General features: G+C 45.4%; 23 protein-coding genes and 3 tRNA genes. 14 read left to right on the top strand and 12 right to left on the bottom strand.

What is annotated here, in order from left to right; all coding sequences use genetic code 11:
- The first annotated feature begins 1 nt into the window (after nt 1).
- From ccoO to ttcA, 10 genes are all read left to right on the top strand, one after another.
- Entirely contained in the window at nt 2-628 is a 627-nt protein-coding gene (ccoO, locus tag L5M11_RS09805; protein ID WP_107404488.1) for a cytochrome-c oxidase, cbb3-type subunit II, read from the top strand.
- An 11-nt stretch (nt 629-639) separates the two neighbouring features.
- Entirely contained in the window at nt 640-816 is a 177-nt protein-coding gene (locus L5M11_RS09800; protein WP_107404487.1) for a cbb3-type cytochrome oxidase subunit 3, read from the top strand.
- Nucleotides 816-1784, top strand: coding sequence for a cytochrome-c oxidase, cbb3-type subunit III (gene ccoP, locus L5M11_RS09795; RefSeq protein ID WP_028759967.1), 969 nt, complete (start codon nt 816-818; stop codon nt 1782-1784). The genes L5M11_RS09800 and ccoP overlap by 1 nt, the downstream gene beginning before the upstream one ends.
- Before the next feature lie 110 nt (nt 1785-1894).
- Nucleotides 1895-2374: a FixH family protein gene (locus L5M11_RS09790; RefSeq protein WP_263143446.1), complete on the top strand. Its 480-nt coding sequence runs from the start codon at nt 1895-1897 to the stop codon at nt 2372-2374.
- A gap of 22 nt (nt 2375-2396) precedes the next feature.
- Nucleotides 2397-4796, top strand: a complete 2400-nt coding sequence (locus tag L5M11_RS09785) for a heavy metal translocating P-type ATPase (protein ID WP_173244906.1) — start codon at nt 2397-2399, stop codon at nt 4794-4796.
- Nucleotides 4797-4834: 38 nt separating this feature from the next.
- Nucleotides 4835-5083, top strand: coding sequence for a cbb3-type cytochrome oxidase assembly protein CcoS (gene ccoS / locus L5M11_RS09780; RefSeq protein WP_263143450.1), 249 nt, complete (start codon nt 4835-4837; stop codon nt 5081-5083).
- A complete protein-coding gene (locus tag L5M11_RS09775; protein ID WP_198573458.1) occupies nt 5080-5772 on the top strand; it encodes a sulfite exporter TauE/SafE family protein in 693 nt (230 codons plus the stop codon). The genes ccoS and L5M11_RS09775 overlap by 4 nt, the downstream gene beginning before the upstream one ends.
- 55 nt (nt 5773-5827) lie before the next feature.
- On the top strand, nt 5828-6580 hold the full coding sequence (gene etrA / locus L5M11_RS09770) for an electron transport transcriptional regulator EtrA (protein WP_263191993.1): 753 nt from the start codon (nt 5828-5830) through the stop codon (nt 6578-6580).
- Nucleotides 6581-6802: 222 nt separating this feature from the next.
- Entirely contained in the window at nt 6803-7735 is a 933-nt protein-coding gene (gene uspE / locus L5M11_RS09765) for a universal stress protein UspE (RefSeq protein WP_105252478.1), read from the top strand.
- Between the two features lie 78 nt (nt 7736-7813).
- Nucleotides 7814-8782: a tRNA 2-thiocytidine(32) synthetase TtcA gene (gene ttcA, locus L5M11_RS09760; RefSeq protein WP_173244915.1), complete on the top strand. Its 969-nt coding sequence runs from the start codon at nt 7814-7816 to the stop codon at nt 8780-8782.
- Nucleotides 8783-8967: 185 nt separating this feature from the next.
- Here ttcA and L5M11_RS09755 read toward each other — a convergent pair whose 3' ends face one another.
- Both L5M11_RS09755 and L5M11_RS09750 read right to left on the bottom strand, forming a co-directional pair.
- The gene (locus L5M11_RS09755; protein WP_105252477.1) at nt 8968-9591 is read right to left on the bottom strand and encodes a DUF2987 domain-containing protein; all 624 of its coding nucleotides are present in this window, start codon (nt 9589-9591) and stop codon (nt 8968-8970) included.
- Nucleotides 9584-10396: a glucosaminidase domain-containing protein gene (locus L5M11_RS09750; protein ID WP_028759975.1), complete on the bottom strand. Its 813-nt coding sequence runs from the start codon at nt 10394-10396 to the stop codon at nt 9584-9586. The genes L5M11_RS09755 and L5M11_RS09750 overlap by 8 nt, the downstream gene beginning before the upstream one ends.
- A gap of 310 nt (nt 10397-10706) precedes the next feature.
- Here L5M11_RS09750 and L5M11_RS09745 point away from each other — a divergent pair, with 310 nt between their 5' ends.
- Entirely contained in the window at nt 10707-11627 is a 921-nt protein-coding gene (locus L5M11_RS09745; protein WP_263186624.1) for a YvcK family protein, read from the top strand.
- A gap of 113 nt (nt 11628-11740) precedes the next feature.
- On the opposite strand, the gene L5M11_RS09740 is transcribed toward L5M11_RS09745, so the two are convergent.
- The 5 genes from L5M11_RS09740 to L5M11_RS09720 form a co-directional block, all read right to left on the bottom strand.
- Nucleotides 11741-12934: an amino acid aminotransferase gene (locus tag L5M11_RS09740; protein WP_105252476.1), complete on the bottom strand. Its 1194-nt coding sequence runs from the start codon at nt 12932-12934 to the stop codon at nt 11741-11743.
- 392 nt (nt 12935-13326) lie between these two features.
- Nucleotides 13327-13413, bottom strand: a tRNA-Leu gene (locus tag L5M11_RS09735).
- Nucleotides 13414-13462: 49 nt separating this feature from the next.
- Nucleotides 13463-13536: transfer RNA gene (locus tag L5M11_RS09730), tRNA-Cys, on the bottom strand.
- Nucleotides 13537-13560: 24 nt separating this feature from the next.
- A tRNA-Gly gene (locus L5M11_RS09725) sits at nt 13561-13636 on the bottom strand.
- 372 nt (nt 13637-14008) lie between these two features.
- A complete protein-coding gene (locus tag L5M11_RS09720; protein WP_028759978.1) occupies nt 14009-15442 on the bottom strand; it encodes a glyceraldehyde-3-phosphate dehydrogenase in 1434 nt (477 codons plus the stop codon).
- Nucleotides 15443-15645: 203 nt separating this feature from the next.
- Here L5M11_RS09720 and L5M11_RS09715 point away from each other — a divergent pair, with 203 nt between their 5' ends.
- Together L5M11_RS09715 and gap are read left to right on the top strand one after the other, a co-directional pair.
- Complete coding sequence (locus L5M11_RS09715; protein ID WP_168825261.1) at nt 15646-16545, top strand: DUF2989 domain-containing protein; 900 nt, start codon at nt 15646-15648, stop codon at nt 16543-16545.
- 201 nt (nt 16546-16746) lie between these two features.
- Nucleotides 16747-17757, top strand: coding sequence for a type I glyceraldehyde-3-phosphate dehydrogenase (gene gap / locus L5M11_RS09710; protein WP_006081590.1), 1011 nt, complete (start codon nt 16747-16749; stop codon nt 17755-17757).
- A gap of 147 nt (nt 17758-17904) precedes the next feature.
- On the opposite strand, the gene nadA is transcribed toward gap, so the two are convergent.
- The 5 genes from nadA to astE all read right to left on the bottom strand — a co-directional run bounded on the left by nadA (nt 17905) and on the right by astE (nt 24105).
- The gene (nadA, locus tag L5M11_RS09705; RefSeq protein WP_263191992.1) at nt 17905-18987 is read right to left on the bottom strand and encodes a quinolinate synthase NadA; all 1083 of its coding nucleotides are present in this window, start codon (nt 18985-18987) and stop codon (nt 17905-17907) included.
- A gap of 132 nt (nt 18988-19119) precedes the next feature.
- On the bottom strand, nt 19120-20739 hold the full coding sequence (locus tag L5M11_RS09700; RefSeq protein ID WP_263191991.1) for a dihydrolipoyllysine-residue acetyltransferase: 1620 nt from the start codon (nt 20737-20739) through the stop codon (nt 19120-19122).
- 9 nt (nt 20740-20748) lie between these two features.
- Nucleotides 20749-21726: an alpha-ketoacid dehydrogenase subunit beta gene (locus L5M11_RS09695; RefSeq protein WP_028759982.1), complete on the bottom strand. Its 978-nt coding sequence runs from the start codon at nt 21724-21726 to the stop codon at nt 20749-20751.
- A 3-nt stretch (nt 21727-21729) separates the two neighbouring features.
- The gene (locus L5M11_RS09690; protein ID WP_006081586.1) at nt 21730-22908 is read right to left on the bottom strand and encodes a thiamine pyrophosphate-dependent dehydrogenase E1 component subunit alpha; all 1179 of its coding nucleotides are present in this window, start codon (nt 22906-22908) and stop codon (nt 21730-21732) included.
- 162 nt (nt 22909-23070) lie between these two features.
- The gene (gene astE / locus L5M11_RS09685; protein ID WP_263185602.1) at nt 23071-24105 is read right to left on the bottom strand and encodes a succinylglutamate desuccinylase; all 1035 of its coding nucleotides are present in this window, start codon (nt 24103-24105) and stop codon (nt 23071-23073) included.
- 330 nt (nt 24106-24435) lie between these two features.
- On the opposite strand from astE, the gene msrA reads away from it, so the two are divergent.
- On the top strand, nt 24436-24915 hold the full coding sequence (gene msrA, locus L5M11_RS09680; protein WP_105252470.1) for a peptide-methionine (S)-S-oxide reductase MsrA: 480 nt from the start codon (nt 24436-24438) through the stop codon (nt 24913-24915).
- The last annotated feature ends 94 nt before the right edge of the window (nt 24916-25009 follow it).

Here is a 25009-nt window from a genome sequence, read left to right as displayed (position 1 = left end):
GATGAAATTTAATCATGAGATAGTCGAAAAAAACATCGGTTTGCTAGCGATTTTTACTGTTATCGCTATCAGCTTCGGTAGTCTGGTTGAAATCACACCGTTGATTTTTCAAAAAGATACGACTGAGCCAGTTGAAGGTTTAAAGCCATACACTGCCCTGCAAATCGAAGGTCGCGATCTATATGTGCGCGAAGGTTGCAGTAATTGCCATAGCCAAATGATTCGTCCTTTACGGGCTGAAACTGAACGTTATGGTCATTATTCTGTCGCTGGCGAGTCTGTTTGGGACCATCCATTCCTATGGGGTTCTAAGCGTACAGGTCCTGATTTGGCACGTGTTGGCGGTCGTTATAGCGATAAATGGCATGAAGTTCACTTAATCGATCCTCGTGCCGTAGTACCTCAATCGAATATGCCTGGGTTCCCATGGTTAGCCGAAAACAAGTTAGACGGCGAACTGACGGGCGCGAAGATGACTATCCTACGTAACATGCATAAAGGCGGTTACAAAGGTAATGATCTTTATACCGATGAAGAAGTCGCTGGCGCACAGAAAGCTGTTGCAGGTAAGACAGAGCTGGAAGCCTTGATTGCATATCTTCAGTCTTTGGGTCACGCACTCAAATAAGGAGGCAATATATGGATTACGGCACATTACAAGGCATCTTAACCATTATTGTGATGCTGACCTTTATCGGTATCTTTGCTTGGGCATATAGCTCGCGCCGTCAGAAATCATTTGATGAAGCAGCTAACCTTGTATTTTCCGATGAGGAAATCAGCAAGGAATCGAAGGACTCAGGAGAGAATAAGTGATGAGTAGCTTCTGGAGTGTTTGGATTACTGTACTCTCGTTAGTCGTGATCGCGGGTTGTTTTCTATTACTGCGTGTGTGTTCTAAGAACACTACTGACGTAAAAGAAGGCGAATCCATGGGTCACAGTTTCGACGGTATTGAAGAACTCAATAACCCACTGCCAAAATGGTGGAGTTATATGTTCTATATCACTATCGTGTTTGGCTTGATCTATTTGGCCCTATTTCCTGGTTTAGGTAACTATAAAGGCCTATTAGGCTGGACCAGTTCTAACCAGAGTATCGGCACAGAGCATGGCATTAAAGCCGATTCTGCCGCAGCGATTGAGCTAGCAGCAAAAGAAGGTCTTTATGTTCAGTATGATCAAGAAGTAAAACACGCTGATGAAAAATATGGCCCAATCTTCGCGGCTTACTTGGCAACACCACTAGAAGAATTAGTGAAAAACCAAGAAGCGTTGAAAGTGGGCGGCCGTTTGTTCCTGCAAAACTGTGCTCAGTGCCATGGTTCTGATGCACGTGGTAGCAAAGGCTTCCCTAATCTTACCGATGGTGACTGGTTATATGGTGGTGAATTAGCCACGATTAAGACCACTATCATGGCTGGTCGTCATGGCATGATGCCACCCAAAGGTGGTTTGCCAATCGAAGATAGTGAGATTGCTGGTTTAGCTGAATACGTTGTTAAATTGTCTGGTCGTGAGCATGACGAGAAACTCGCTGCTCAAGGTCAAGGCTCATTCATGAAAGGTTGTTTTGCATGTCATGGTATGGACGCTAAAGGCAACAAGTTTATGGGTGCTCCTAACTTAACTGACGATGTTTGGTTATATGGCGGTAGCCGTGGCATGATCGAAGAGACCATTAAACATGGTCGCGCAGGTGTGATGCCAGCGTGGAAAGACGTTCTCGGTGAAGAGAAAGTTCACGTCATTACAGCTTATGTTTATAGCTTGTCAAACAAGTAATTAGGTATAAGTAACACTAAGGCCTCGAAGACTTCGAGGCCTTTTTTTTAAAGTGCTAAAACCGTCTTTTAACGGTAAAATGGCGCAAATTTTTTGAATGGGTATCTGACATGAGCGAACAACAAGCCTGGTATAAGCAGTTCTGGCCTTGGTTTTTAATTATTCTTCCTTTATGTGCCGTCGTCGCAAGTTTTACCACGCTAAAAATTGCCCTTACGAACTCGGACTCTTTAGTCGCCGAGGATTACTACAAAGATGGCAAAGCCATTAATATGGACTTAAGTAAAGTGAAGTATGCCAAACAAATAGGCATGAATTTTTCACTCGATCAAGCCAATAATGAGATTTTACTGACGCAGCAAGGGGGACCTACATATCAAGCCGCCTTGAAAGTCGAGTTCTATCATCCAACCATTGCCGACAGAGATATGAAACTCACTGCGACGGCCGATGCCAGCAATGTGTATCGCATTACCATCCCTACTACCCTAACCGGCCCTTGGGAAGTTCGCCTCGAAAGTTACGATGGTAAATGGCGAATTCACCAACGCGTTGAATTAAAAGATCACGTCCAACTTTGGCTGAATTGATTGTGGTTAAATAAGTAGCGCTATGACGTATCCAAGTTGTTTTCACTGCCAAGAGCCCGTTCTGACGGGCCAGCAGTTTGTGACTCGCATTAATGACCGTGATGAACTTATGTGTTGCCCTGGCTGTCAGGCGGTTTCTCAAGCGATTGTCGATGCGGGATTACTCAGTTATTACAAGTTCCGCACTGAGCCTGGCAGTAAACAGAATGCCCTGGTCCCCGAAGCATTAACGCAATTTAGCGCCTATGACTTGCCCGAAGTGCAGCAAGACTTTGTGCATTCTGAGGACAATGTCGAATCAGTATCACTCTCCATCGATGGTATCACCTGTGCCGCCTGTGCTTGGTTAATTGAACACAAAGTCAAACAACTCGCGGGCGTGAGCCAAGTGCTAGTCAACTCAACCACCCAACGCGCCATGATCAGTTGGGATAAACGCAAGGTAAAACTTAGCGATATTCTCGGACAAATTAGTCGTATTGGCTATCAAGCCGCGCCCTACCAAGTTGACGAACAAGAGCTCAACAATAAACTCAATAGTCGCAAATTTTTACTGCGTTTAGGCTTAGCTGGCTTTGCGACTATGCAAGTCATGATGTTCGCCCTCGCCCTTTATACTGGCTACTTCACTGATTTAGACGTGCAGTATCGGGACTATTTCCGCTGGGTCAGCATGATTTTTGCCACGCCTGTGGTGCTTTATTCGGCGCAGCCCTTCTATTTTAGTGCCATTCGTACCCTGCTCAGCGGCAAACTCAATATGGATGTGTCTGTTTCGATTGCCATTGGTGGTGCCTATACCGCAAGCTGTTTTGCCACAGTGAATGGCACAGGCGAAGTGTATTTTGAATCCGTATCCATGTTTACATTCTTTTTGTTACTCGGGCGTTACTTCGAGCAAAAGGCAAGACAAAAGGCCTCGGTCAGCTCCAGTAATTTACATAAATTGGTGCCGCTCACTGCACACTTAGTCACCGAAAATGGTCAAGAAGAAATTCCGGCCAAAAAGTTACGCCTCAATGATGTGATCCTTGTGAAACCAGGAGAAATGGTTGCGGCCGATGGTGTGGTGATTGAAGGCCACACAAATATCAATGAAGCTATGCTCACAGGTGAGCAAATGCCCATTGAAAAACAGCAAGATCAGCAAGTGTACGCTGGTACTATCAACGTCGACCAACCGATAAAAGTTAAAGTTACCGCATTGGGGCAAGACCAACTCGTGGCTGAAATTATTCGACTGCAGGAACTGGCATCCAATACAAAACCTGCGATAGCCCTATTAGCCGATAAATTATCCCGCTATTTCTCGGGTACGATTCTAACAATCGCGACGATCACCTATTTGGTTTGGCAACAGATTTCCCCAGAGGATGCCTTTTGGGTAACGTTATCGGTTCTGGTCGCCACTTGTCCTTGTGCCTTAGCGCTAGCGACACCGACCGCCGTCACCTGTGCAACCGCCATTTTTACCCGTCTTGGGATCATTACCCGCAAAGCCGGTGTCTTTGAAAAACTTCCGCAGATTAAACATGTGGTCTTTGATAAAACTGGCACCCTTACCTGTGGTACGCTCTCTATCGGGCAAACGCAGTGCATGGCCGATTTAACAAAGACGCAGGCCTTAGCTATTGCCGCAGCGCTGGAAACAGGCTCTCGTCATCCGATTGCGGCTGCATTTGCCCTATTTGCCGATAATACCTTGGTCGCAGAACAAGTTCACCATGAAGTCGGCTTTGGTGTTCGAGGCCGTATCGAGGGGACTGATTATTTAATTGGTAATGCTGTATTTACTGGTGCACGTGTCGATACTCAGGACCCAACCCAAAAGATTTGGTTAGCACGCTCAGCTAATGAGCAGCTTGAAGTGCTTGCCAGCTTTGAGATCCAAGACAATATTCGTCAAGACAGTAAGGCCACGATTGAAATATTAAAGCAACAAGGTTGTCGCATTAGTATCGCCAGCGGCGATAGCTCCGGACATGTGCATCAACTGGCCAAAGAGCTGGGAATTGAAGATGTGCACAGCGGATTAACGCCCGCGGGTAAACTTGCCCTAGTAACGAAATTACAACAGCATACTCGCGTGGCGATGTTTGGCGATGGCATCAATGATGCGCCTGTACTTGCGGGGGCTGATTTGTCGGTCGCCATGGGCAGTGGCAGTGCGATTGCCAAAAACAGTGCCGATTTGATTTTACTGGGCGATCATCTATCCCGTTTCACCCAAGCTGTCGCGGTCGCTAAACTGACCACGCAAATTATTAAACAAAATTTAGCGTGGGCGCTGGGTTACAACGCCCTTATCTTGCCTTTAGCTGTCACTGGTCATGTGGCACCTTATATTGCCGCGATTGGCATGTCGGCGAGTTCTTTGATTGTGGTCGGTAATAGCCTGAGATTATTACGGGTAAAAGTGTGATCATAATAAAACGTTTAACCAGATAGTAAGAGGTCATTATGGAAATTATTTATGTGCTTATCCCCATTGCCATGATCTTCGTCGCCATTGCGGTAATGGTCTTTTTTTGGGCAGTAAAATCTGAGCAATTTGACGATCTTGACCGTCAAAGTGTTTCTATATTGTTTGATGAAAATACTGACAAACCTGGCCATCTAGCCCCCCCCGCCATTCAGTCAACAGCAGAACATGATGACATCGCAGCGCAGCAAGCGATAAAAAATCAGCAAAAAGGCATGCCTTTGTGATTGAGTACAATGTCACTGGTGCCTTTCTCGTCGGCTTGATGGGAGCTGCACATTGTTTTGGTATGTGTGGCGGTTTAGTGGGCGCGTTTTCCGCCCAAATCCCCCATCCTAAAATAGGTAACCAGCTAGCCCATCAGCTTAAATATTTACTGAGTTACAATTTAGGACGTATTTTAAGTTACACCTTAGCGGGCGGCTTAGTAGGCGCATCGTCGGCAGGTCTTGGTCACTTATTTGAACTGGATATTTATCTGATTGTCCTGCGCATGGTTGCTGGACTGATGATGATTGCAACAGGGCTTTACATCGCTAAAATATGGGTTGGAATAGTGCAAATTGAGCGTGTAGGTCAATGGCTATGGCAATATTTAAAACCGCTAGCGCAGCGCCTTGTTCCAATCAAGAATCCGAGCCAAGCAGTCATGGCGGGATTCATTTGGGGCTGGCTCCCCTGCGGCCTCGTCTATAGCACCTTAACTTGGTCGGTTGCATCTGGCTCTGCCAGCCAAGGCGCCTTAATTATGTTAGCCTTTGGCTTGGGTACTTTACCCGCTCTATTAAGCGCTGGCGTGGCGGCAAAACGCCTTGCTGCATGGGTACAAAAGAAAACCGTTAGACTATTGAGCGGCTTACTGTTAATTGCCTTTGGTGGTCAAACTTTATATATCGCACTCGCGCAGCTAAACTAGCCCAAGTGAGTGAATTGGTTTAACATGGTTGCAGTGGATAAACTTGAGAATCAACATGACAATTGAACAAAATAAGAATCGTCGTCCTGCCGCTAGCGGATGCACAATCCATTGTCACGATTGCAGTATGGGTACCCTTTGTATTCCTTTTACCCTCAATGCAAGTGAGCTAGATCAGCTCGACGATATTATTGAGCGTAAAAAGCCAATCCAGAAAGGCGAGCAAATTTTTAAGTCAGGTGATGCGTTGAAATCCCTGTTTGCGATCCGCTCTGGCACCATCAAAAGTTACACTATTACCGAGCAAGGTGATGAGCAGATAACGGGCTTCCATCTGGCGGGTGATGTGATTGGTTTTGATGGTATTCACGCTCAGTTGCACCAGAGTTTTGCACAGGCCCTCGAAACCTCTATGGTTTGTGAAATCCCCTTTAATATCCTCGATGAACTTTCGGGCACTATGCCTAAGTTACGTCAGCAGATCATGCGTCTAATGAGTAATGAGATCATGAGCGATCAAGAAATGATCCTGCTGCTCAGTAAGAAAAATGCCGAAGAACGTCTAGCAGCGTTTATCAGCAATTTAGCAAATCGTTTCGGCAGTCGTGGTTTCTCACCTAAAGAATTCCGCTTAACCATGACCCGCGGTGACATTGGTAATTATCTCGGTTTAACCGTTGAAACCATCAGCCGCTTACTTGGACGCTTCCAAAAGTCAGGCTTGATTGATGTTAAGGGTAAGTACATCACTATCCTCGACTCGCAAGAGCTAAATCTGTTAGCGGGTAATTCTCGCATCGCGAGATAGTCAATCGCGAGAGTATTAACCGTAAGAGGTCAAGCCTAAATAATTGTCGCCAATAGCATAACAGTTTAATGGTAAAAGCTGTGCTTGCTAGACATGTCATGCAGATTAAGGCATGATTTTTAAGCGAGTTTTAATCAATTTCAAATGAGTTTGATCTAGAACAATACAGCTCACTGCCAAAGGCTCATGATGATATTGAGCCTATGACTAAAGGAACCAAACATGAAGGATTATCAAAAAATACTGGTTGTGGTTGACCCTACCACTGAGAATCAAGTTGCCCTTGCACGAGCGGTCGCCTTGGCCAGTAAATGCAACGCTCAAGTCACTGTGTTTCTTTCTATCTTCGACTTTTCCTACGAAATGACTTCGATTCTGTCGAATCAAGAACGCGAAGCCATGCGTCAAGGTGTCATAGATCAACGGCTCGCCTGGATCCAAGACTTACTCGCCGCTTATACTCATCTGCAACTCAATATCGATACTCAAGTCATTTGGCATAATCGCCCCTTTGAAAGCATTATTAATCATGCTATTTCAGGGCAATATGATTTGATTGTTAAAGGCACCCATGCCCACGACAAACTCAAGGCGGTGATCTTCACTCCAACTGATTGGCATTTAATGCGTAAAGCCCCTGTGCCAGTGTTGATGGTGAAAGCCCATGACTGGCCAGCCGCGGGCAAAATCCTCTGTGCTGTGAATGTGGCAACCGAAGATACCGATCATCAAATGCTTAACGGTAAAATTATTGAGCATGCAAAAGATTTGGCGAAAAAGTTCTCTGCTGAAGTACATTTAGTTAATGGTTATCCCGGCACGCCAGTTAACTTAGCCATCGAGCTTCCTGACTTTGATGCCCAGTCATACAACGAAACCATTCGCATGCAGCATGAGCAGCGCGTGAGTTATCTTGCGGGCGCTTATGATATTAATCCAAGTCATTGCCATGTAAAAGAAGGTTTACCAGAGGATGTGATCCCTGAGCTGGCTGAAAAACTTGATGCTGAATTGGTGATCCTAGGGACTGTTGGTCGTACCGGATTTTCAGCAGCACTGATAGGCAATACCGCTGAACATGTTATCGATAGCATCAACTGCGATTTATTGGCTATAAAGCCCGACGGTTATAAATCACCGTTAGAAGAAGCCTAAGCAATACGCGGCTCTTTACCCCGCCAAAGATAGCTGGAATAATACGCGCCCTGAAACTGTGTTACTGGGCGCTTTTTTATGCTTGAAGCTATATCTGAAGTTACGGTAAATCCTATGCCGGAAGAATTATCAAAAAAACAAACTACCCGTCTGAATAAATTACAGAAGCGGCTTCGTCGTGAAGTGGGCAGCGCGATTGCCGATTACAATATGATTGAAGATGGCGATAAGATCATGTGCTGCCTCAGTGGCGGTAAAGACAGCTACGCCATGCTCGATATTTTGATGAATCTGCAGCAACGCGCGCCCATTCAGTTTGAAATCATTGCGGTTAATTTAGATCAGAAGCAACCGGGCTTCCCTGAACATGTATTGCCTGCCTATCTCGATAAGCTCAATGTGCCTTATCACATCCTCGAGAAAGATACTTACTCGATAGTGAAAGACAAAATCCCTGAAGGTAAAACCACCTGCTCCTTGTGCTCTCGCCTGCGCCGCGGCACGCTTTATGGCTTTGCTCAGCGTATCGGCGCCACTAAAATCGCCCTAGGCCATCACAGGGATGACATTATCGAGACCTTGTTCTTAAATATGTTCTTTGGCGGTAAGATGAAAGCAATGCCGCCAAAGCTGCTGTCGGATGATGGCGCTAATATCGTCATACGTCCCCTAGCCTATTGTCGCGAGAAAGATCTCGAAGAATATGCCAGCTTAAAAGAATTTCCAATCATTCCATGCAACTTGTGTGGCTCACAGGAAAACTTAAAGCGCGCCGCTGTCAAAGACATGTTGAATCAGTGGGATAAACAATACCCAGGACGCATTGAAACAATATTCACTGCCATGCAAAACACCGCACCATCACAGGGTGTTGACCGTGAGCAATTCGACTTTGTGTCTCTAACACGTGACCCAGATGCGCCTATGCGTGGTGATGTTGCTGAAGCCAATCTACCTGCATTCGATTTTCTTGATATCGCCAATAGTGGTCGTATCGATTTGGATGCAGCAAAACGCATTGATATTGTTAACACTTACGAAGTCTAACTTAGACTGAATTTAGCGCCTATTCAGTAAGAGAAGTTAACGCAACGAAAGTAAACAAGATAAATTAACACAACAAAAATGCCCACTTAATGTGGGCATTTTTATGGCTACAGAATAAGTTTATCTTTGAGCCAGCGCTTCTGAATCGCTTATCTCAAGACACCTATTCAAAAAATACAAAATGATTACTTCACCCAAGGACTCAAGACTAATGGCTGGGCACTGAAGCTTAGCGTGGTGATGCTTTCAAGCTCATTAGCGGCTAATTTATAACTGCCTTTTATCGCTTCTTCTCGACCATTAAGGCGTACATAGACTTCTTGTTCAGGTGAGAATTCAAAGTTTAAGCCAGTAATGGATTCCCTAAAATAACGCATCGGGAAGCCTTGCATAGCACCGAGCAGCGTGTCCATCTCAGTCATGATTTGTTGTAAGCGCGTTTTATCGTACTCGGCTAATGTCTGTTTTGCTCTAACTTGCATTGCAATACCACATCCCTCAGCGCTGCCAGCGAAATGCAGATTAACCAAGGCTCGCTGATCTTTTAAATCATCATCTAAGGGAATGAATAACCGCTGTGCATCAGTATACGTCAGTGGCGTTGAGGTTTTTTCACTGGAAATAGAACCACTTTGGATCAAACAATTCTTTTGCATTGGAACACTAAAAGCCACTTCCACGAGTTGATAACCGCCTTTATTGACTTGTTTTAACCTATCATAAAAGCCTTTATATTCAAGGGATACAGTTTCTGCGGCGGCGCTAGTTGCCAACAAAAACAGGCTACTAAACAACAGTTTTTTATACATCGACATTCACCAAATATTTTTCATTATGACGTAACATATCAAGCAGCTCATCAATATAAGCTTCTTGTCTTTCAGAATAATTCACTAAACCGTAAATCAATTGATCCGCTGTTGGCTCTAGCTCCTGTGAACGTAAATCAGCTCGAATAGAGCGAAATAACGCATAGGCAGTATTAGAATTTAAATTACGCATATAGGATGAAACCGATTCATCGACCGATGAAAACACTTTCACCTCATGACTTTTACCCGAACCACGTGAGGACGGCACTATGCCGCAGCCAGAAGTAAAACACCATTCACCAAAAAAGTTAAAACCTTCTCTGGCAAAACGTGAACTCCCCCAACCCGATTCATTCGCGGCTTGAATTAACACCATAGATTCCGGCACGATATCGACACGTTTAAGTAAGCTTGCTAATGACTTAGCATCTACGTTACGCGCCGCATATTGGTATTTATCAAATAACGCATTGATCTGCGCTAATTCAGTATCAGATAAACTCTTACCATTATCGACTAAGGCAAGCATCTCATTGATAAAGCCACGCTCCATCAAGATAATGGCATTCTGTTGCTGAACAATCGGCCGCAGGAAATCAAAAAAAGCTTTCTTCTTTTCGGTAATGTCGCTGATCGCTGAAAAGTCAGGGACTTGCGTAACAGGATCGACATCGCTGACGAATTGGGGCGCAATAGCGGATGAGTCATTCGAGTGAGGAATGATCCAAACTCGTAATGCAAAAATCGCCACTATGACCATGGCTAATGCCAATGTAAACGAACCGATTCTACCCGTTTTCAATCATTCACCTTAGGTGTAACGCCCTTATTGGGCAAATAAAGGCCGGATTATAAGCTATTTGTCAGATTTCACGAAATTTGCCCATCATCATGTTCACGAACTCAGGTACAATATTACGCCTGAGGCACCATTATCGAGTCGAGCTTGCTATTACGCCGTCGTTTATAGATGCAAGCATTTGACTGAGTATTTATACTAAGGTTCCTTAGCGTTATCACCATTGCACAACGGTTCATGAGTCATCCCGCTTATAGCGACAATGGATGGCTATGACATTAAATTTTCGGGTATTCAGGAAGGAAAAACCCAGATGCAGCATTTGATGTTAAATCAATTTGAACGTGTCGTCGCCATCGGCGGAGGCCATGGTTTAGGCCGAGTATTATCCTCGCTCGATTTTTTAGGCAACCGCCTTACAGGGATTGTCGCCACCACTGATAATGGTGGTTCTACTGGTCGACTGAGAGCCGAGCAAGACTGTATTGCTTGGGGAGATTTACGTAACTGCTTATCCCATTTAGCTAATCGTCCTTCCGTTGGCTCGCAATTGTTCGAATATCGTTTCCAAGGTGCCACTGAACTCAGTGGCCATAATTTAGGTAATTTAATTTTACTGGCTCTTGATCAACTCTGCGTTCGTCCATTAGAAGCGGTTAATCTCATCCGTAACTTACTTAAGATAGAAACCCAACTTATTCCCATGTCAGAGCAGCCCACTCACTTAGTGGCCCTGCAAGCCTGTGGCAGTAAAGTCTTTGGGGAAATTAATGTCGACAGTATGAATGAGGCTCCTATTGCACTCTGCCTTGAGCCACAGGTCGATGCCACCTTTGAAGCCTGTGAGGCCGTTCGGCACGCAGATTTAGTTATCCTAGGCCCTGGGAGTTTCTTAACCAGTATCATGCCGCCGCTGCTGTTACCTAAGTTCGCGAAAAGCCTCGCCGCTACTAAAGCGCAGGTGATCTTTATCGATAATCTTGCCGAAGAGGCCTCACCCGCGGGTCGGTTTAGCATTGAGCAACGCATAGCTTGGTGTCACCAGGTGATTGGCAAGCCCATTATTCACAAAGTACTTCGCCACGGTGAACAAACGCGTTTAGGGCCACTGATTAACTATTTTCCGTTGAAGAATCGCCATAATCCAAACTTGCATGATCAAGCGAACCTATTAGATGCATTAAGCGCCCTGCTGCGACTCAATGATCTCACTCAACAACCGCATGCCTGCTAACGCTTACCTGTTAATCATTCAATCGAAATAATAAAGGACAGCAAGTGCTGTCCTTTATACTGTAAAGCTAAAAGGAATGTCCCTTTAGTCTGTCTATAAGGCTGCAATAACCATTACAACACTTGTGCTATGGCTTTACAGATAACAGGCATATTCGTCTTAGTCATGCCTGCAACGCTAATGCGTCCAGAGCCGACAATATAAACACCAAATTCGTCTTTCAAACGTGCCACTTGGGCTTTGTTTAAACCTGAGAAACTAAACATGCCATTTTGGCGAGAAATAAAACTGAAGTCCTGAGTCACGCCCTCAGCCTTTAAGCTATCAACAAACAGAGTACGCATTTCGGCGATACGTTCACGCATCTCTTTGACTTCCTGCACCCACATGGCTTTCAGAGCTGCATCATTTAATATCGTGCTGACGATCAGTGCGCCGTGGGCTGGCGGATTAGAATAGTTGGCGCGTATGGTACGTTTCACTTGGCTAAAAGCACGTACGGCAGCATCAGCATCTTCAGCCACCACAGTCACGGCGCCAATACGCTCGTTGTATAAACCAAAGTTTTTAGAGAAAGAGTTAGCGACCAGCAACTCAGACACTTTAGACGCGACTAAACGCAGACCTGCCGCATCTTCTTCAATGCCAGCACCAAAACCCTGATAAGCAAAGTCAAACAGTGGTACGAGTTTCTTATCAGCACACAATTGAGCAACAAGTTCCCATTGCGCCAACGTTAAATCGATACCCGTTGGGTTATGGCAGCAACCGTGTAGCAGCACGACATCACCCGCATTGGCGTGAGACAAGTCAGTCATCATGGTATCGAAATCGATGTCATGGGCTTCTGCTTTGTAATAACCGTACTCTTTAACCGTTAAACCCGCCGTTTCAAAAATATTTTGATGGTTGGCCCACGTTGGATTGCTCACCCAAATAGTGTGCGAATCGGTATTACGCAGTAAAAACTCAGCAGCAATACGCAGTGCTCCTGTACCACCAGGAGCTTGCGCTGTGGCAGCACGGCCAGAAGAAATTAATGCACTGCCTTCGCCGAACAACAATGTTTGTACTACACGGTTATAAGCTTGAACGCCTTCAATGCCTAAGTAGTTTTTGGTCTTCTCTTGCTCAAGTAAAATGGCCTCGGCTTTTTTCACTGAAGCCAGAACGGGAGTCTGTCCTGCCTCATCCTTATAAATGCCAACACCAAGATTAACTTTATCCTGACGCGGATCAGCTTTAAAGGTATCGGTTAAACCAAGAATTGGATCAGCGGGTGCGAGTAATACTTGAGAGAAAATCATGACTACGTATCCTAATATGCGCGTGTAGGGGAAATTTCGGCTTATTTATACCACTGTCTTTAAGGGGGTAATAGCGACTTAAGTCCCTTCTTAGGGAAATTATTACGCTATTGTCGATTCAACAATAAAAAGTACATTTTATTACGCAATTATTACCCAAATAGTGACATTACTTAAATAAAGCGATTTACAACATCTAGATCACAAAATCACTCAGTTTTGTATTGTAGAAAAGAAACAGGTCAGAAGTCGCAATACTGAATGAGTAAAATCGTAGGCTTGGGCCTGACCAATCTATAGCTGTAGTGATACTAGATTAAGAATCATGAAATGTGGGTGTAGAAGTTATAAAGCAAAAAAGCCCTGACATCAGTCAGGGCTTTTCTGTTTTTTGGTACCCGAGGCCAGACTTGAACTGGCACGCTGTTACCAGCGAGGGATTTTAAATCCCTTGTGTCTACCGATTCCACCACTCGGGCAAACTCTTTATATTAACGACGGGAATCGTGTCATTAATACTTTAATCTATGGAGGCGCGACCCGGAGTCGAACCGAGATCGACGGATTTGCAATCCGCAGCATAGCCATTCTGCCATCGCGCCCAAACTGCCAAATTTATTAAAATTTGGAGCGACATATCGGGTTCGAACCGATGACCTATACCTTGGCAAGGTATCGCTCTACCAACTGAGCTAATGTCGCCTATCATTGCGCTTAATCATTTGAACTCATGCTCGGCATGCTTTCCCCTGACTGCGGATTGGCATTCTACCGATTTAGACCTCAGAGTCAATCAACAATTTTTAAAAAATGATCTAAGCCGTATCGTTTGCCCAATAAACCGCCACACCTCAGTAAAGTTGATGTTTCATTCATCAATTTAGGCTTTGTACCGATACTGATGCCGATGCTACGCTAATTAAACGCGGCAGATAAACAGGGGATGATGGTGAGTTATGGAGTCGAATCCAATAAAATTGTAGAAGTATAGAAAAACAAAAGCGCCCTATTGGGCGCTTTATTCAAAGGTTAGGCAAAGTCATTAATCACTCGAGCAAAAACTACGCGGGCAATTTACGCAGGTAGAGATAACGTCGTTAAACCTAACATAGTTTGCATTACGCCAACCACTTGGCAACTGTAACCAAATTCGTTGTCATACCATACATAAAGAATGGCACGCTTGCCTTCTGCAATAGTCGCTTGTGAATCAACCACACCCGCGTAGCGAGAACCCACTAAATCGCTCGATACAATCTCAGTAGAGTCTGTGTAATCAATTTGATTTTGCAGTGGTGATTGTAGCGCCGTATCTTTCAGATACTCGTTAAGCTCATCTTTACTGGTTTCAGCATTCAGGTTCATGCTGATGATCGCCATAGAGACGTTAGGCGTCGGCACACGAATCGCGTTACCTGTTAACTTACCGGCTAATGCAGGTAAAGCTTTAGCAACCGCTTTTGCTGCACCCGTTTCAGTGATCACCATGTTTAATGGTGCACTACGGCCACGACGGTCAGCAGTATGATAGTTATCAATCAGGTTTTGATCGTTAGTATAAGAATGAATCGTTTCAACGTGACCATTCTCGATACCATATTTATCATTCACAGCTTTCAGTACTGGCGTAATAGCATTGGTGGTACAACTCGCCGCAGAAACGATAATGTCTTCAGGGGTAATATCGCCTTCGTTCACACCGTAAACGATGTTCTTAATCGCGCCTTTTGCAGGAGCCGTCAGTAATACTTTGCTGGCACCTGGGCTCTTAAGGTGTAAACCAAGACCCGCTTCATCTTTCCAAATACCTGTATTATCGACAATCAATGCATCATTGATGTCGTATTTAGTGTAATCCACTTCGTCGGGTGAATTAGCATAGATCACTTGGATATAAGTGCCGTTGGCTATGATGGCGTTGTTCTCTTCGTCAACTTCAACAGAACCATTGAAAGGACCATGGACTGAGTCACGACGCAGTAAACTCGCGCGTTTTTCTAAATCACCTTTCTTGCCGCCACGTAAAACGATAGCGCGTAATCTTAACTTATTGCTGCGACCTGTGCGTTCAATCAGCAAGCGTGCCAATAAGCGACCGATACGGCCAAAACCATAAAGCACGACGTCACGCGGCGCGACATCATCGGCATGGTCGATAGCATCGGCCAATTCTTTTGCCATATAGCTTTCAATTTCGCTGACATCAGTATGGTCGCGCCAGTAATTGACAGCGAGTTTACCAATATCCACTTTACATTGTTTAACTGCGAGTTTGCTCAAAGCTTGAACGAAGGGGAAACTCTCGCGTAAACGTAATTTTTCACCGACATGACGACGAACTAAACGGTGCGCTTTAATGATTTCAATCGTAGAAGCATTGAGTAACGGCTTGCCATAGACCACGACTTCAACGCCTTGGTTACGGTACAACTTGCCTAACAAAGGCTGCATCGCCTCTGCCATTTCAAAACGTTCTTGCCAACTTTGTAGGTGTTTATCAGCGCTCATTTACAGATCCTTTATCTCACTTTTCAATAAAATGTACTGAAAGGTTTGAGTAACATGACGAAAAGACCAATAATCTAATGCGGGTTTTAGGGAAAACCCTGTTTTGGTCGGCGCCATTGTAATGAAAGTCGCGCTTTGTTGCCAGTAAGATATTTTCTGTAAATCTGTAATTTTATTAGAAAAATTATCGTTTGGAGAGTGTTTTGAGACAAAATCTAGTAATAATTACATCATTTACCTTAGGGATGAGCTTTTTCGGTCTTTTCGGTTGTGATAATGACCGAAATATCTCAGCAATTTGTAAAAATAATCCTGAAATTTGTGCCGATTTGCATAAGGATAGCTGGTGTTTGACTGAAAAGACCAAACTTATCCAAAACCGCTACATGTTAAAAGACAACGAAAACCTCACAGGTAAGCAGCTCTACTCACAATTAACCTACCTTGAGGATTACAGCCGTTGCATTGAACTCGCCTCTGGCGTTCAGCATATCATCCACACCAATCGCACAGCAGATAGAGCCAGAGCCTTTAGACTAAGCACTCAAAATTTAAGTTTACTACAAGATCAAACCCGTGAACGGCAAGACCCTTTTATGTCCTATTACCAATGGACTCGCTTTGGCGATACCGCTGCGTTAAATAGATTATTAGAACAGGAAAACGCCGGCGAAGTGACTGACCCCTTTCTACTTGCCCAAGTCGCAACCTATTACAGCAATCGAAATGCCATCAAAGCGCAACAACTCTATCTTAAAGTCTTTGCGGAGATCCAATACGATGATTTCGACGTTAACTGGTTACTTGGGCTCGCATCTGCCTATCGCCAGCAACAGGTTTTAGATAAATCCTATATGCTAACAAAAGCAAATTTACTACTTACGCAGCAGAAGTATTCTGAAGAAAAAATGCTAGCCTTGCTCGGTGGCAATAAAACGCTGGCGACTGAACTCGATTTAAAAGCCCAAGCCCTTATCGATGCGCTAAAAAAGGGCACTTATTCTATGAGCCCAGTAAGACAATGGCTTGATCCTCAAGCAGTTGCCCAAGCGCCAACTGTAACTGAGGTGGTGCCGCCTGCGCCTGTCGAAAAAGTAAACTAAGCAATCGATGGCAAAATGTTTGCCATCTTGTAATTTTTTACCCAATTAACGCGTAAAAAATGGCGATTTCGCGACCGATGTAAAAAAAATACCTAATTTGTTAATCAAGACAGCGGTAAAATGCCGATTTAACTTGACGATAGCTGTCAGTTTGGTAATTTTACTACCAGTTGAATTTTATAATCACCAGAGGGATATGAGATGACTATCCGTGTAGCAATAAATGGCTATGGCCGTATCGGTAGAAACGTATTACGCGCCTTGTACGAAAGCGAAAAAGCTTATCCAATCAAGATTGTCGCTATTAATGATTTAGGCGACGCTTCAATCAACGCTCACCTGACAAAATACGATTCTGTTCATGGTCGTTTCAATGCCAAGGTTGACCATGATGCAGAAGCCATTTATGTGAATGGCGATAAGATCCTCACTTTCCAAGAACGTGATCCTGCAAAACTGCCATGGGCTGAGTTGCAAGTTGACGTGGTTTTCGAATGTACCGGTATCTTCACTTCTAAAGAAACCGTTCAACCACATTTAACCGCTGGCGCGAAGAAAGTGATTATTTCTGCTCCAGGCAAAAACGTCGATGCCACAGTTGTTTACGGTGTGAACAACAACGTGCTGACGTCAGACATGACAGTGATTTCAAATGCTTCTTGTACAACAAACTGTTTAGCCCCTTTTGCTAAGCCGCTAAATGACGAGATTGGTATCGAATCAGGCCTGATGACCACCATTCACGCTTATACCAACGATCAACGTTTATCTGACGTGTACCACACAGATTTACGTCGTGCCCGTGCTGCGGCACTGTCAATGATCCCAACTAAAACTGGCGCAGCAGCTGCTGTAGGTTTGGTTGTACCTGAATTACAAGGTAAATTCGACGGTTTAGCGGTTCGTGTACCTACAGTTAACGTATCACTCGTGGATTTATCTTTCATCGCTGCCCGTGATACGACAGTTGAAGAAGTGAATGCCATTATTGAACGTGCTGCCAGCGTTGCGCCATTGAGCGAAGTGTTAGCAGTAAACAAGGAGCCATTGGTGTCTATTGACTTTAACCACAATGCGTTTTCTTCAAACTTTGACGCCACTCAAACCCGTGTGAACGGTCGTTTAGTGAAAGTGATGTCTTGGTATGATAACGAGTGGGGATTCAGTAACCGTATGTTAGATAACGCGGTTGCACTGATGAACGCAAAGTAATCTAGTCACTAGATTCCGCGTTACTCAATTAAGCCTCGCATTTGCGGGGCTTTTTATTGTCTTAAATTTGATGAAACAACAGACATAAAAAATCCCCACGCTATGGTAGGGATTTTTATTAGGCTGAAGAAAAGCTAAATAATGCGCTTAGGCATTACCCTTCACTTTCATATTCAGTGTCTTGGCAAAATCCAGCATACGCGTCAGCGGAATAAGCGCCTTAACTCTTAAGTCTTCATCCACAAAAATCTCATGGGTGGTTTTATCGCTGTCGGCGAGTGACGCTTCAATTGCCTGCAAACCGTTCATCGCCATCCAAGGACAGTGGGCACAGCTCTTACAGGTTGCGCCATTTCCGCCCGTTGGCGCTTCAATTAAAATTTTACCTGGCGCCGCCTGCTGCATTTTATAAAAAATGCCGCGATCGGTTGCCACGATAAAACGCTCATTTGGCATTGTCTGCGCCGCTTTGATCAGCTGACTGGTTGAGCCAACCGCATCGGCCATCGCCACCACACTGGCTGGCGACTCAGGATGCACAAGGATAGCTGCATCGGGGTAAACGCTTTTCATATCGCGCAGCGCGTTCGATTTAAACTCGTCGTGAACGATACAATCGCCCTGCCACATCAACATGTCGGCGCCCGTCTGTTTGGCGATATAACTGCCTAAATGACGATCGGGTCCCCAAATAATCTTTTTACCTTCGCTGTCCAAGTGCTCTACGATTTCAAGGGCAATACTAGAGGTCACCACCCAATCGGCGCGCGCTTTAACTGCAGCCGAAGTATTGGCGTAAACCACCACAGTATGATCTGGGTGGGCGTCGCAGAAAGCGCTGAACTTATCGATTGGACAACCTAAGTCCAATGAACAAGTGGCTTCTAAGGTCGGCATTAAAATGGTTTTTTCTGGGCTTAAAATCTTGGCGGTTTCACCCATAAACTTGACCCCAGCAACGATTAAGGTTTTTGCTGGGTGATCGCGGCCAAAGCGCGCCATTTCTAAGGAGTCTGAAACACAGCCGCCGGTTTCTTCGGCAAGGGCTTGGATTTCAGGATCGGTATAATAGTGGGCAACCAGAACGGCATCTTTTTCAATGAGCAGTTGCTTGATACGTGCCTTATAGTCGGCTTTTTGCGTATCGGACAAAGGCACTGGCTTAGGCGGAAACGGGTAATCAATGGTTTCTATTGTTGGAGCAAATGGGCTGGGGGCTAACTGACTCATAACACATCCATCAGGATAACGAAGTTCGGGAATTATACGTAATCGGGATCAAAAGATTAACCCATTTGTGCAAAGCAAATAAAAAAGGACGCTTTTAGCGTCCTTTTAGTGTCAGTTATTCGTGCCAGCGCCTTAGCGCATCGCTAATAACATCTCTTGAGGCTGCTCAAGATACTGTTTCCACAGATTACAGAAGCGAGCAATCGTACCGCCATCGATCACTCTATGGTCACCTGACCAGCTCACTTGCATGATTTGGCGAGCTTCGACTTCCCCTTTCGCGTTAAAGCGCGGTAGGGTTTGCAACTTACCTAAGGCCACAATCGCCACCTCAGGTTTGTTGATAATAGGCGTCGCCACTGTGCCACCTAAAGCGCCAATGTTAGAAATAGATATAGTGCCGTCTTTCAGATCCGCTGGTGCCACGCGGCCGCTACGGGCTGCTTGGGTCAGGCGGGTGATTTCTGCGGCCACTTCTAAAATGCTCTTATCCTGCACATCTTTGATGTTGGGCACCAAGAGACCGACTTTAGAATCCACCGCCATGCCGATATTGTGACGCGCCTTGTAAGTCAGCTCAGTGCAATCCGCATTCACTTGACTGTTCATCACAGGGAACTGACTTAACGCGAGCGACATTGACTTCATGAAGAAAGGCATCATGGTCAGCTTCACTTCATCTGACGAATACTTCACTTTCATGCTTTCACGCAGTGCAACTAAGTCAGTTAAATCAAACTCTTCGCAATAGGTAAAGTGCGGAATGCTCGACACAGATTCCACCATCATGCGTGCCATCACAGCTTTTACGCCGCGAATAGGCTCAACCGTGTCAGCGCGTTGAGTCACTGTAGATATTGGAACTTGGGTTTGAGATGCTTGAGTCGCATGAACCGGCGCCTCTTTCACCTGGGTCGCACTTGATGCAGAAACATTGCTCGCGCCTTGTTGGAAGCGAGTGATATCTTCCTTATACACACGGCCGTGCTTTCCTGTGCCAGGTACTTGGCTCAAATCGATATCTAACGACCGCGCCATACGGCGAACTGCGGGGCTGGCTAAGGCTTTACCTTGGCGAGCAGGTTCTGTATTCACAATCTGCGCTGCAGGTGCGGCATTGGCCACAGTATCTGTATTTATTGTCGCCGCAGGTGCCGCATTGGCCACAGTATCTGTATTTGTTGTCGCCGCAGGTGCAGAAGCCGCCTGTTCAACTTCAATGGCAAATAAAGGCGCATGCACTTTGGCAAGCTGACCTTTGCGATAATGCAGTTTGGCTATCTTACCCGCTTTAATGGCAGGAATTTGCACCAACGCTTTATCTGTCATCACGTCGGCAATCGGTTGGTCTTCCTCAACCCAATCACCTTCACTTACCAACCATTCTACGAGCTCACATTCAACAATGCCTTCGCCGATATCTGGTAGCAAGAATTCTTCAATGCTGACAGATGAACGGGATGACGTATCAGCAGGTTCAGCCGTAACAGATTCGCCTGCGATTTCAACGGCATCTTCAATTTTTACGGCATAGAGCGGCGCATGCACTTTCGCAATATCGCCCTTCGCGTAATACAACTTAGTGACCACGCCCGCAAAAGGCGCAGGGATTTGCACTAAGGCTTTGTCTGTCATGACATCGGCAATCGGCTGATCTTCAACGACGGTGTCGCCTTCTTTGACCAACCATTCAACCAACTCACACTCCACAACACCTTCGCCAATATCCGGCAAAATAAAATCTTTAATCATACCGGACTCCTAGAAGGTCACTGATGCTTTGATGGCTTCAAACGTTTTGAATGCATCTGGCATGTATTCTTTTTCATGAATGAGTGGGTACGGGGTATCTAAACCACAAACGCGGCTGATGGGCGACTCTAGATACAAGAAGCATTCTTGCTGAATCGTCGCCGCTATCTCACCAGCAAAACCACCGGTTAATGGCGCTTCATGGTTAACCAGTAAACGTCCGGTCTTTTTGACTGAATCGGCAACGGTATCGATATCCCAGGGTGACAAGGTGCGTAAATCGATAACTTCACAGGAGATCCCTTCTTTAGCGGCCATATCGGCGGCTTTTTCAAGGATTTCCATTTGCGCGCCCCACGCCACTAAGGTGATGTCTTTACCTTCGCGAACCACTTCAGCCTTACCCAGTTCAATTTCATAATCGCCCGCTGGCACTTCGCCAACCGATGCGCGATATAAACGCTTAGGCTCAAAGAAGATCACCGGATTTTTGTCACGGATTGACGCCAACAGCAGGCCTTTGGCTTGCTCAGGGTTGCGTGGCACAACGACTTTTAATCCCGGCGTCTGGGTAAAATAGGCTTCAGGTGATTGTGAGTGATAATGGCCGCCCGCGATACCGCCGCCATAGGGCGTACGGAACACTAATCCACCGACATCGAACTCATTACCGCTACGGTAACGGAACTTAGCCGACTCGTTGACGATTTGATCAAACGCCGGAAAGATATAATCGGCGAATTGAATTTCAGCCACGGCGGTCATGCCATTTGAGGCTAAACCATTGGCAAAACCGGCAATACCTTGCTCTGTCAACGGCGTATTAAAGCAGCGAGCGCGACCGAATTTTTCTTGAAGACCGGAGGTGGCGCGAAATACCCCGCCAAAGTGGCCCACATCTTCACCAAAAACCACCATGCGTTCATCGGCTTGCATGGCAATCGACAAGGCCTCATTGACGGCCTGTAACATATTCATTTCAGCCACGGCTTATAGTCTCCCTGCACTTTTTGGATAGGCTTGCGGATATTTCTTGATATGTTCTTTAAGATCGGCGAGTTGCTTTTTCAGCACTGGCGTCGGCTTGTCGTACACATCTTCAATAATTTCATCCAGCATAGGCACAGGAATTTTTTCAGCCACTTTTACCGCAGCCAATACTTCTTCACGATATTTTTCATGCAGTTTCACATCATCCGCTTCAGCCAACCAACCTTTGTTGATAAGCCATAATTTGAAGCGTTTAACCGGATCGTGTTGCTGCCACTTGGCTTCTTCATCTTTCGAGCGATAACCTGAGGGATCGTCTGAAGAAGAGTGTGCGCCGAGACGGTAAGTCATGGCTTCAATCAGCACAGGCGCATTATGCTCAATCGCATAGGCACGTGCTTGCTGGGTTGCCGCTAACACGGCCAACATGTCATTGCCGTCTACACGAATGGTGTGCATGCCATAACCCACACCGCGGCTGGCAATACCGTTTCCAGCAAACTGCTCTTCAGTGGGGGTAGAAATCGCGTAGCCATTGTTACGACAGAAGAAAATCACTGGGCATTTCAGTACCGCGGCCATGTTTAGGCCAGCATGAAAATCCCCTTCCGATGCAGCGCCTTCGCCAAAATAACAAACCGCGACTTTGCGCTTACCTTGCATTTTTAAGCTGTAGCCCACACCAGTCGCCTGCGGGATTTGCGTGGCTAACGGTGACGAAATCGTTTGATAATGCAATGCCGCACTGCCGTAATGGATTGGCATTTGGCGACCTTTACCAAGATCTTTCTCGTTACTGAACATCTGATTCATAAACTGTTCAGTGGTAAAGCCGCGATAACGCAGCGCCGCATGCTCACGATATTGTGCGAGGATCACATCTTCTTGATCGAGTGCGGCCACACTGCCGACAATCGCCGCTTCTTCACCCGTACAGGTCATGTAGAAGCTGATGCGTCCTTGACGCTGGGCGCCAAGCATACGTTCATCAAGTACCCGAGTGAATACACAGGTATCGTAAATTTTAGTGGCTAAGGTTTCATCTATCACAGGCAAAACCGCGGTTTCATAAGTGGTGCCGTCGGCTTGTAGAATTCGAAGGATAGGAATGTGTAGCGATGCCTTATCCAAGAAGCCGACACGGTGCACTGTATCAGTGTTGAGTGTTGCTTTGCTCATATTGTGCTCTTGTTATCTCATTACGCATCAAAGCGTTTTGATGCGTCTGTTTATACGAATATGCCCGACGAACATTACGTTAACGTAAACTACCTATCAACCATTGGCATAGCTCAAACCACAAGTTATCCCTGCCACGCATGTATATATTGCTTTACAAGCCTAACGCACGTCCGCATTCACCGCAGGGATCAGGCAAATCACAGTGCGATTGCCAATAGGCACTTTGGCATTAGGGAACACGACAGACTCAAACTCGTGCTCTACTTTAATTTCTTGCCCACCTTCCCGCGCTAAAACAAAGCCCTTCGGGAAAGATCTGAAGTTTTCGACATCAGTTGCGAAGGTAAATTCAAAATCATCGAAATGTTTATTGATGACGCGGCACACTTGGTACAAGTTGACCTTATCGGCATCAAATTCATCCAGCGCCAACGGCTTAGCGGTGATCAAGCGCATGAACATTTCATGGGTGGCGATAAAACGCGTCATGTCGTTCTGCCCCATGGGATACACTTTGCCAAGCTCAATGGTAAAGGCATCAGCGCCGTAACGTTCAGAGGAAAAATAGCTGAAGGTCGTGGTCGGTTCGTGGTGGAAAAGTACTGTATCGACGCCGCTTGCGGCTAAAAACATAATTTGCTCGCCGCTAAAGGCGCGCCCTGGACGATAGGGATAGATAGCGAACTTTTCATGCTTCGAGGCGCGCATCGCCGTGTGCAAATCATAATGAATGCGCTGACGTCCATCGGCAACCGCAGTATAAAAACGATCGACATAGGCTTCGAGTTTTTTCGCGCGTACTCGCTCAGGGTTCACTAACCCTGGTGGATTGGAATGCTCACCACTAAATAGACGATTCATGTTTTCGTCAATAATCCGCGTGCCGTTATTAATCGCTAATGGGTTACCAATGAGAAATAAAGTGCGCTGCTTTGCGATGATCTTTTGCTGTAGAAGTTGTTTAATTAAGCTATTGCAGAGTTCAATGGGCGCGGTCTCGTTACCGTGAACACCGCAGGAAAGCACAATATCTTTTCCTTCATTCTGTATTGGTTCGAAAACAATAACACCGGTATCCCACACTTCCACTTGAGTATGATCGCCTAAGTTAAATGAAAATTCGCCATCGAACTGTTCAGGATGGGCTAAGGTGAGCGCTAAAAAATCCTTTGAATCTAACAGAGCTTGTAACACAGAATTCTCCTTATAATGATGTGTAACAGTATTGGCGCAATAGCATAAGTACAGGCAGTAATAACCACTTAAGCATTTATCTCACTGCGGTTAGTCTCACTCGCACCTAAAAAACGGCTTCAATACTAACACATGTTTTTAGTGCTGTTCTCAGACATTTATTGCCGTAGGACCCAGTTTTAAGCGGAATGACATTCAACTAAGCTGATTGTTAAATTCTTAGGACATTCCCTAAGAATTTCCCATGATAAATATTCCAGCTTGAGGCTTGCTTTTGCACTCAAGTTTTATCACAATCCTTAGCCATCTAGACTTCTATTGGATTTAATTATGGCGTTAGCAACCTTTGGTGCCGGCTGTTTCTGGGGCGTAGAGTATTTTTTTAGACAAGTGAACGGCGTATCCAATGCCACCTGCGGCTATATGGGCGGCAATAATGCGGCGACGAGCTATGAAGAAGTCAAAAAAGGCAAAACGGGCCATGCCGAAGTGGTGCAAGTGGAATTTGACCCTGCCCTTGTCAGTTATGAAGACTTGCTCGATGTATTTTGGAAAAACCATAATCCTACGAGTCTGAACATGCAAGGCGGAGATATTGGCACTCAATATCGCAGCACCATTTTCTTCCACGACCGTGAGCAAAAAGCGGCCGCAGAAGCCTCAAAGTTAGCTTTTGCCCGCTCGGGCCGTTGGGGATTACGCCATATCGTTACTGAAATAGTGCCACTTCAACAGTTCCATGTGGCTGAGGAATATCATCAAAATTACATCGATAAGAATAACTTACCGAGTTGTCATATCGAGTACTAAATACGGTCAAATCAGTATTAGATCAACTACTCACAGCTGAATTAGACACAAACAAAAACGCACTCAAATCTGAGTGCGTTTTTTATTTTGAGAC

This window comes from Shewanella sp. SM87 (assembly GCF_025653705.1).
Lineage (GTDB): Bacteria > Pseudomonadota > Gammaproteobacteria > Enterobacterales > Shewanellaceae > Shewanella > Shewanella oncorhynchi.
This window is presented reverse-complemented; position numbering and strand designations above follow the sequence as displayed.

Bases quoted from the DNA above. Each gene is read 5' to 3' on its own strand.
- ccoO (WP_107404488.1), top strand. From the start codon at position 2: ATGAAATTTAATCATGAGATAGTCGAAAAAAACATCGGTTTGCTAGCG.
- L5M11_RS09800 (WP_107404487.1), top strand. From the start codon at position 640: ATGGATTACGGCACATTACAAGGCATCTTAACCATTATTGTGATGCTG.
- ccoP (WP_028759967.1), top strand. From the start codon at position 816: ATGAGTAGCTTCTGGAGTGTTTGGATTACTGTACTCTCGTTAGTCGTG.
- L5M11_RS09790 (WP_263143446.1), top strand. From the start codon at position 1,895: ATGAGCGAACAACAAGCCTGGTATAAGCAGTTCTGGCCTTGGTTTTTA.
- L5M11_RS09785 (WP_173244906.1), top strand. From the start codon at position 2,397: ATGACGTATCCAAGTTGTTTTCACTGCCAAGAGCCCGTTCTGACGGGC.
- ccoS (WP_263143450.1), top strand. From the start codon at position 4,835: ATGGAAATTATTTATGTGCTTATCCCCATTGCCATGATCTTCGTCGCC.
- etrA (WP_263191993.1), top strand. From the start codon at position 5,828: ATGACAATTGAACAAAATAAGAATCGTCGTCCTGCCGCTAGCGGATGC.
- uspE (WP_105252478.1), top strand. From the start codon at position 6,803: ATGAAGGATTATCAAAAAATACTGGTTGTGGTTGACCCTACCACTGAG.
- ttcA (WP_173244915.1), top strand. From the start codon at position 7,814: ATGCTTGAAGCTATATCTGAAGTTACGGTAAATCCTATGCCGGAAGAA.
- L5M11_RS09755 (WP_105252477.1), bottom strand. From the start codon at position 9,591: ATGTATAAAAAACTGTTGTTTAGTAGCCTGTTTTTGTTGGCAACTAGC.
- L5M11_RS09745 (WP_263186624.1), top strand. From the start codon at position 10,707: ATGCAGCATTTGATGTTAAATCAATTTGAACGTGTCGTCGCCATCGGC.
- L5M11_RS09740 (WP_105252476.1), bottom strand. From the start codon at position 12,934: ATGATTTTCTCTCAAGTATTACTCGCACCCGCTGATCCAATTCTTGGT.
- L5M11_RS09720 (WP_028759978.1), bottom strand. From the start codon at position 15,442: ATGAGCGCTGATAAACACCTACAAAGTTGGCAAGAACGTTTTGAAATG.
- gap (WP_006081590.1), top strand. From the start codon at position 16,747: ATGACTATCCGTGTAGCAATAAATGGCTATGGCCGTATCGGTAGAAAC.
- nadA (WP_263191992.1), bottom strand. From the start codon at position 18,987: ATGAGTCAGTTAGCCCCCAGCCCATTTGCTCCAACAATAGAAACCATT.
- L5M11_RS09700 (WP_263191991.1), bottom strand. From the start codon at position 20,739: ATGATTAAAGATTTTATTTTGCCGGATATTGGCGAAGGTGTTGTGGAG.
- L5M11_RS09690 (WP_006081586.1), bottom strand. From the start codon at position 22,908: ATGAGCAAAGCAACACTCAACACTGATACAGTGCACCGTGTCGGCTTC.
- msrA (WP_105252470.1), top strand. From the start codon at position 24,436: ATGGCGTTAGCAACCTTTGGTGCCGGCTGTTTCTGGGGCGTAGAGTAT.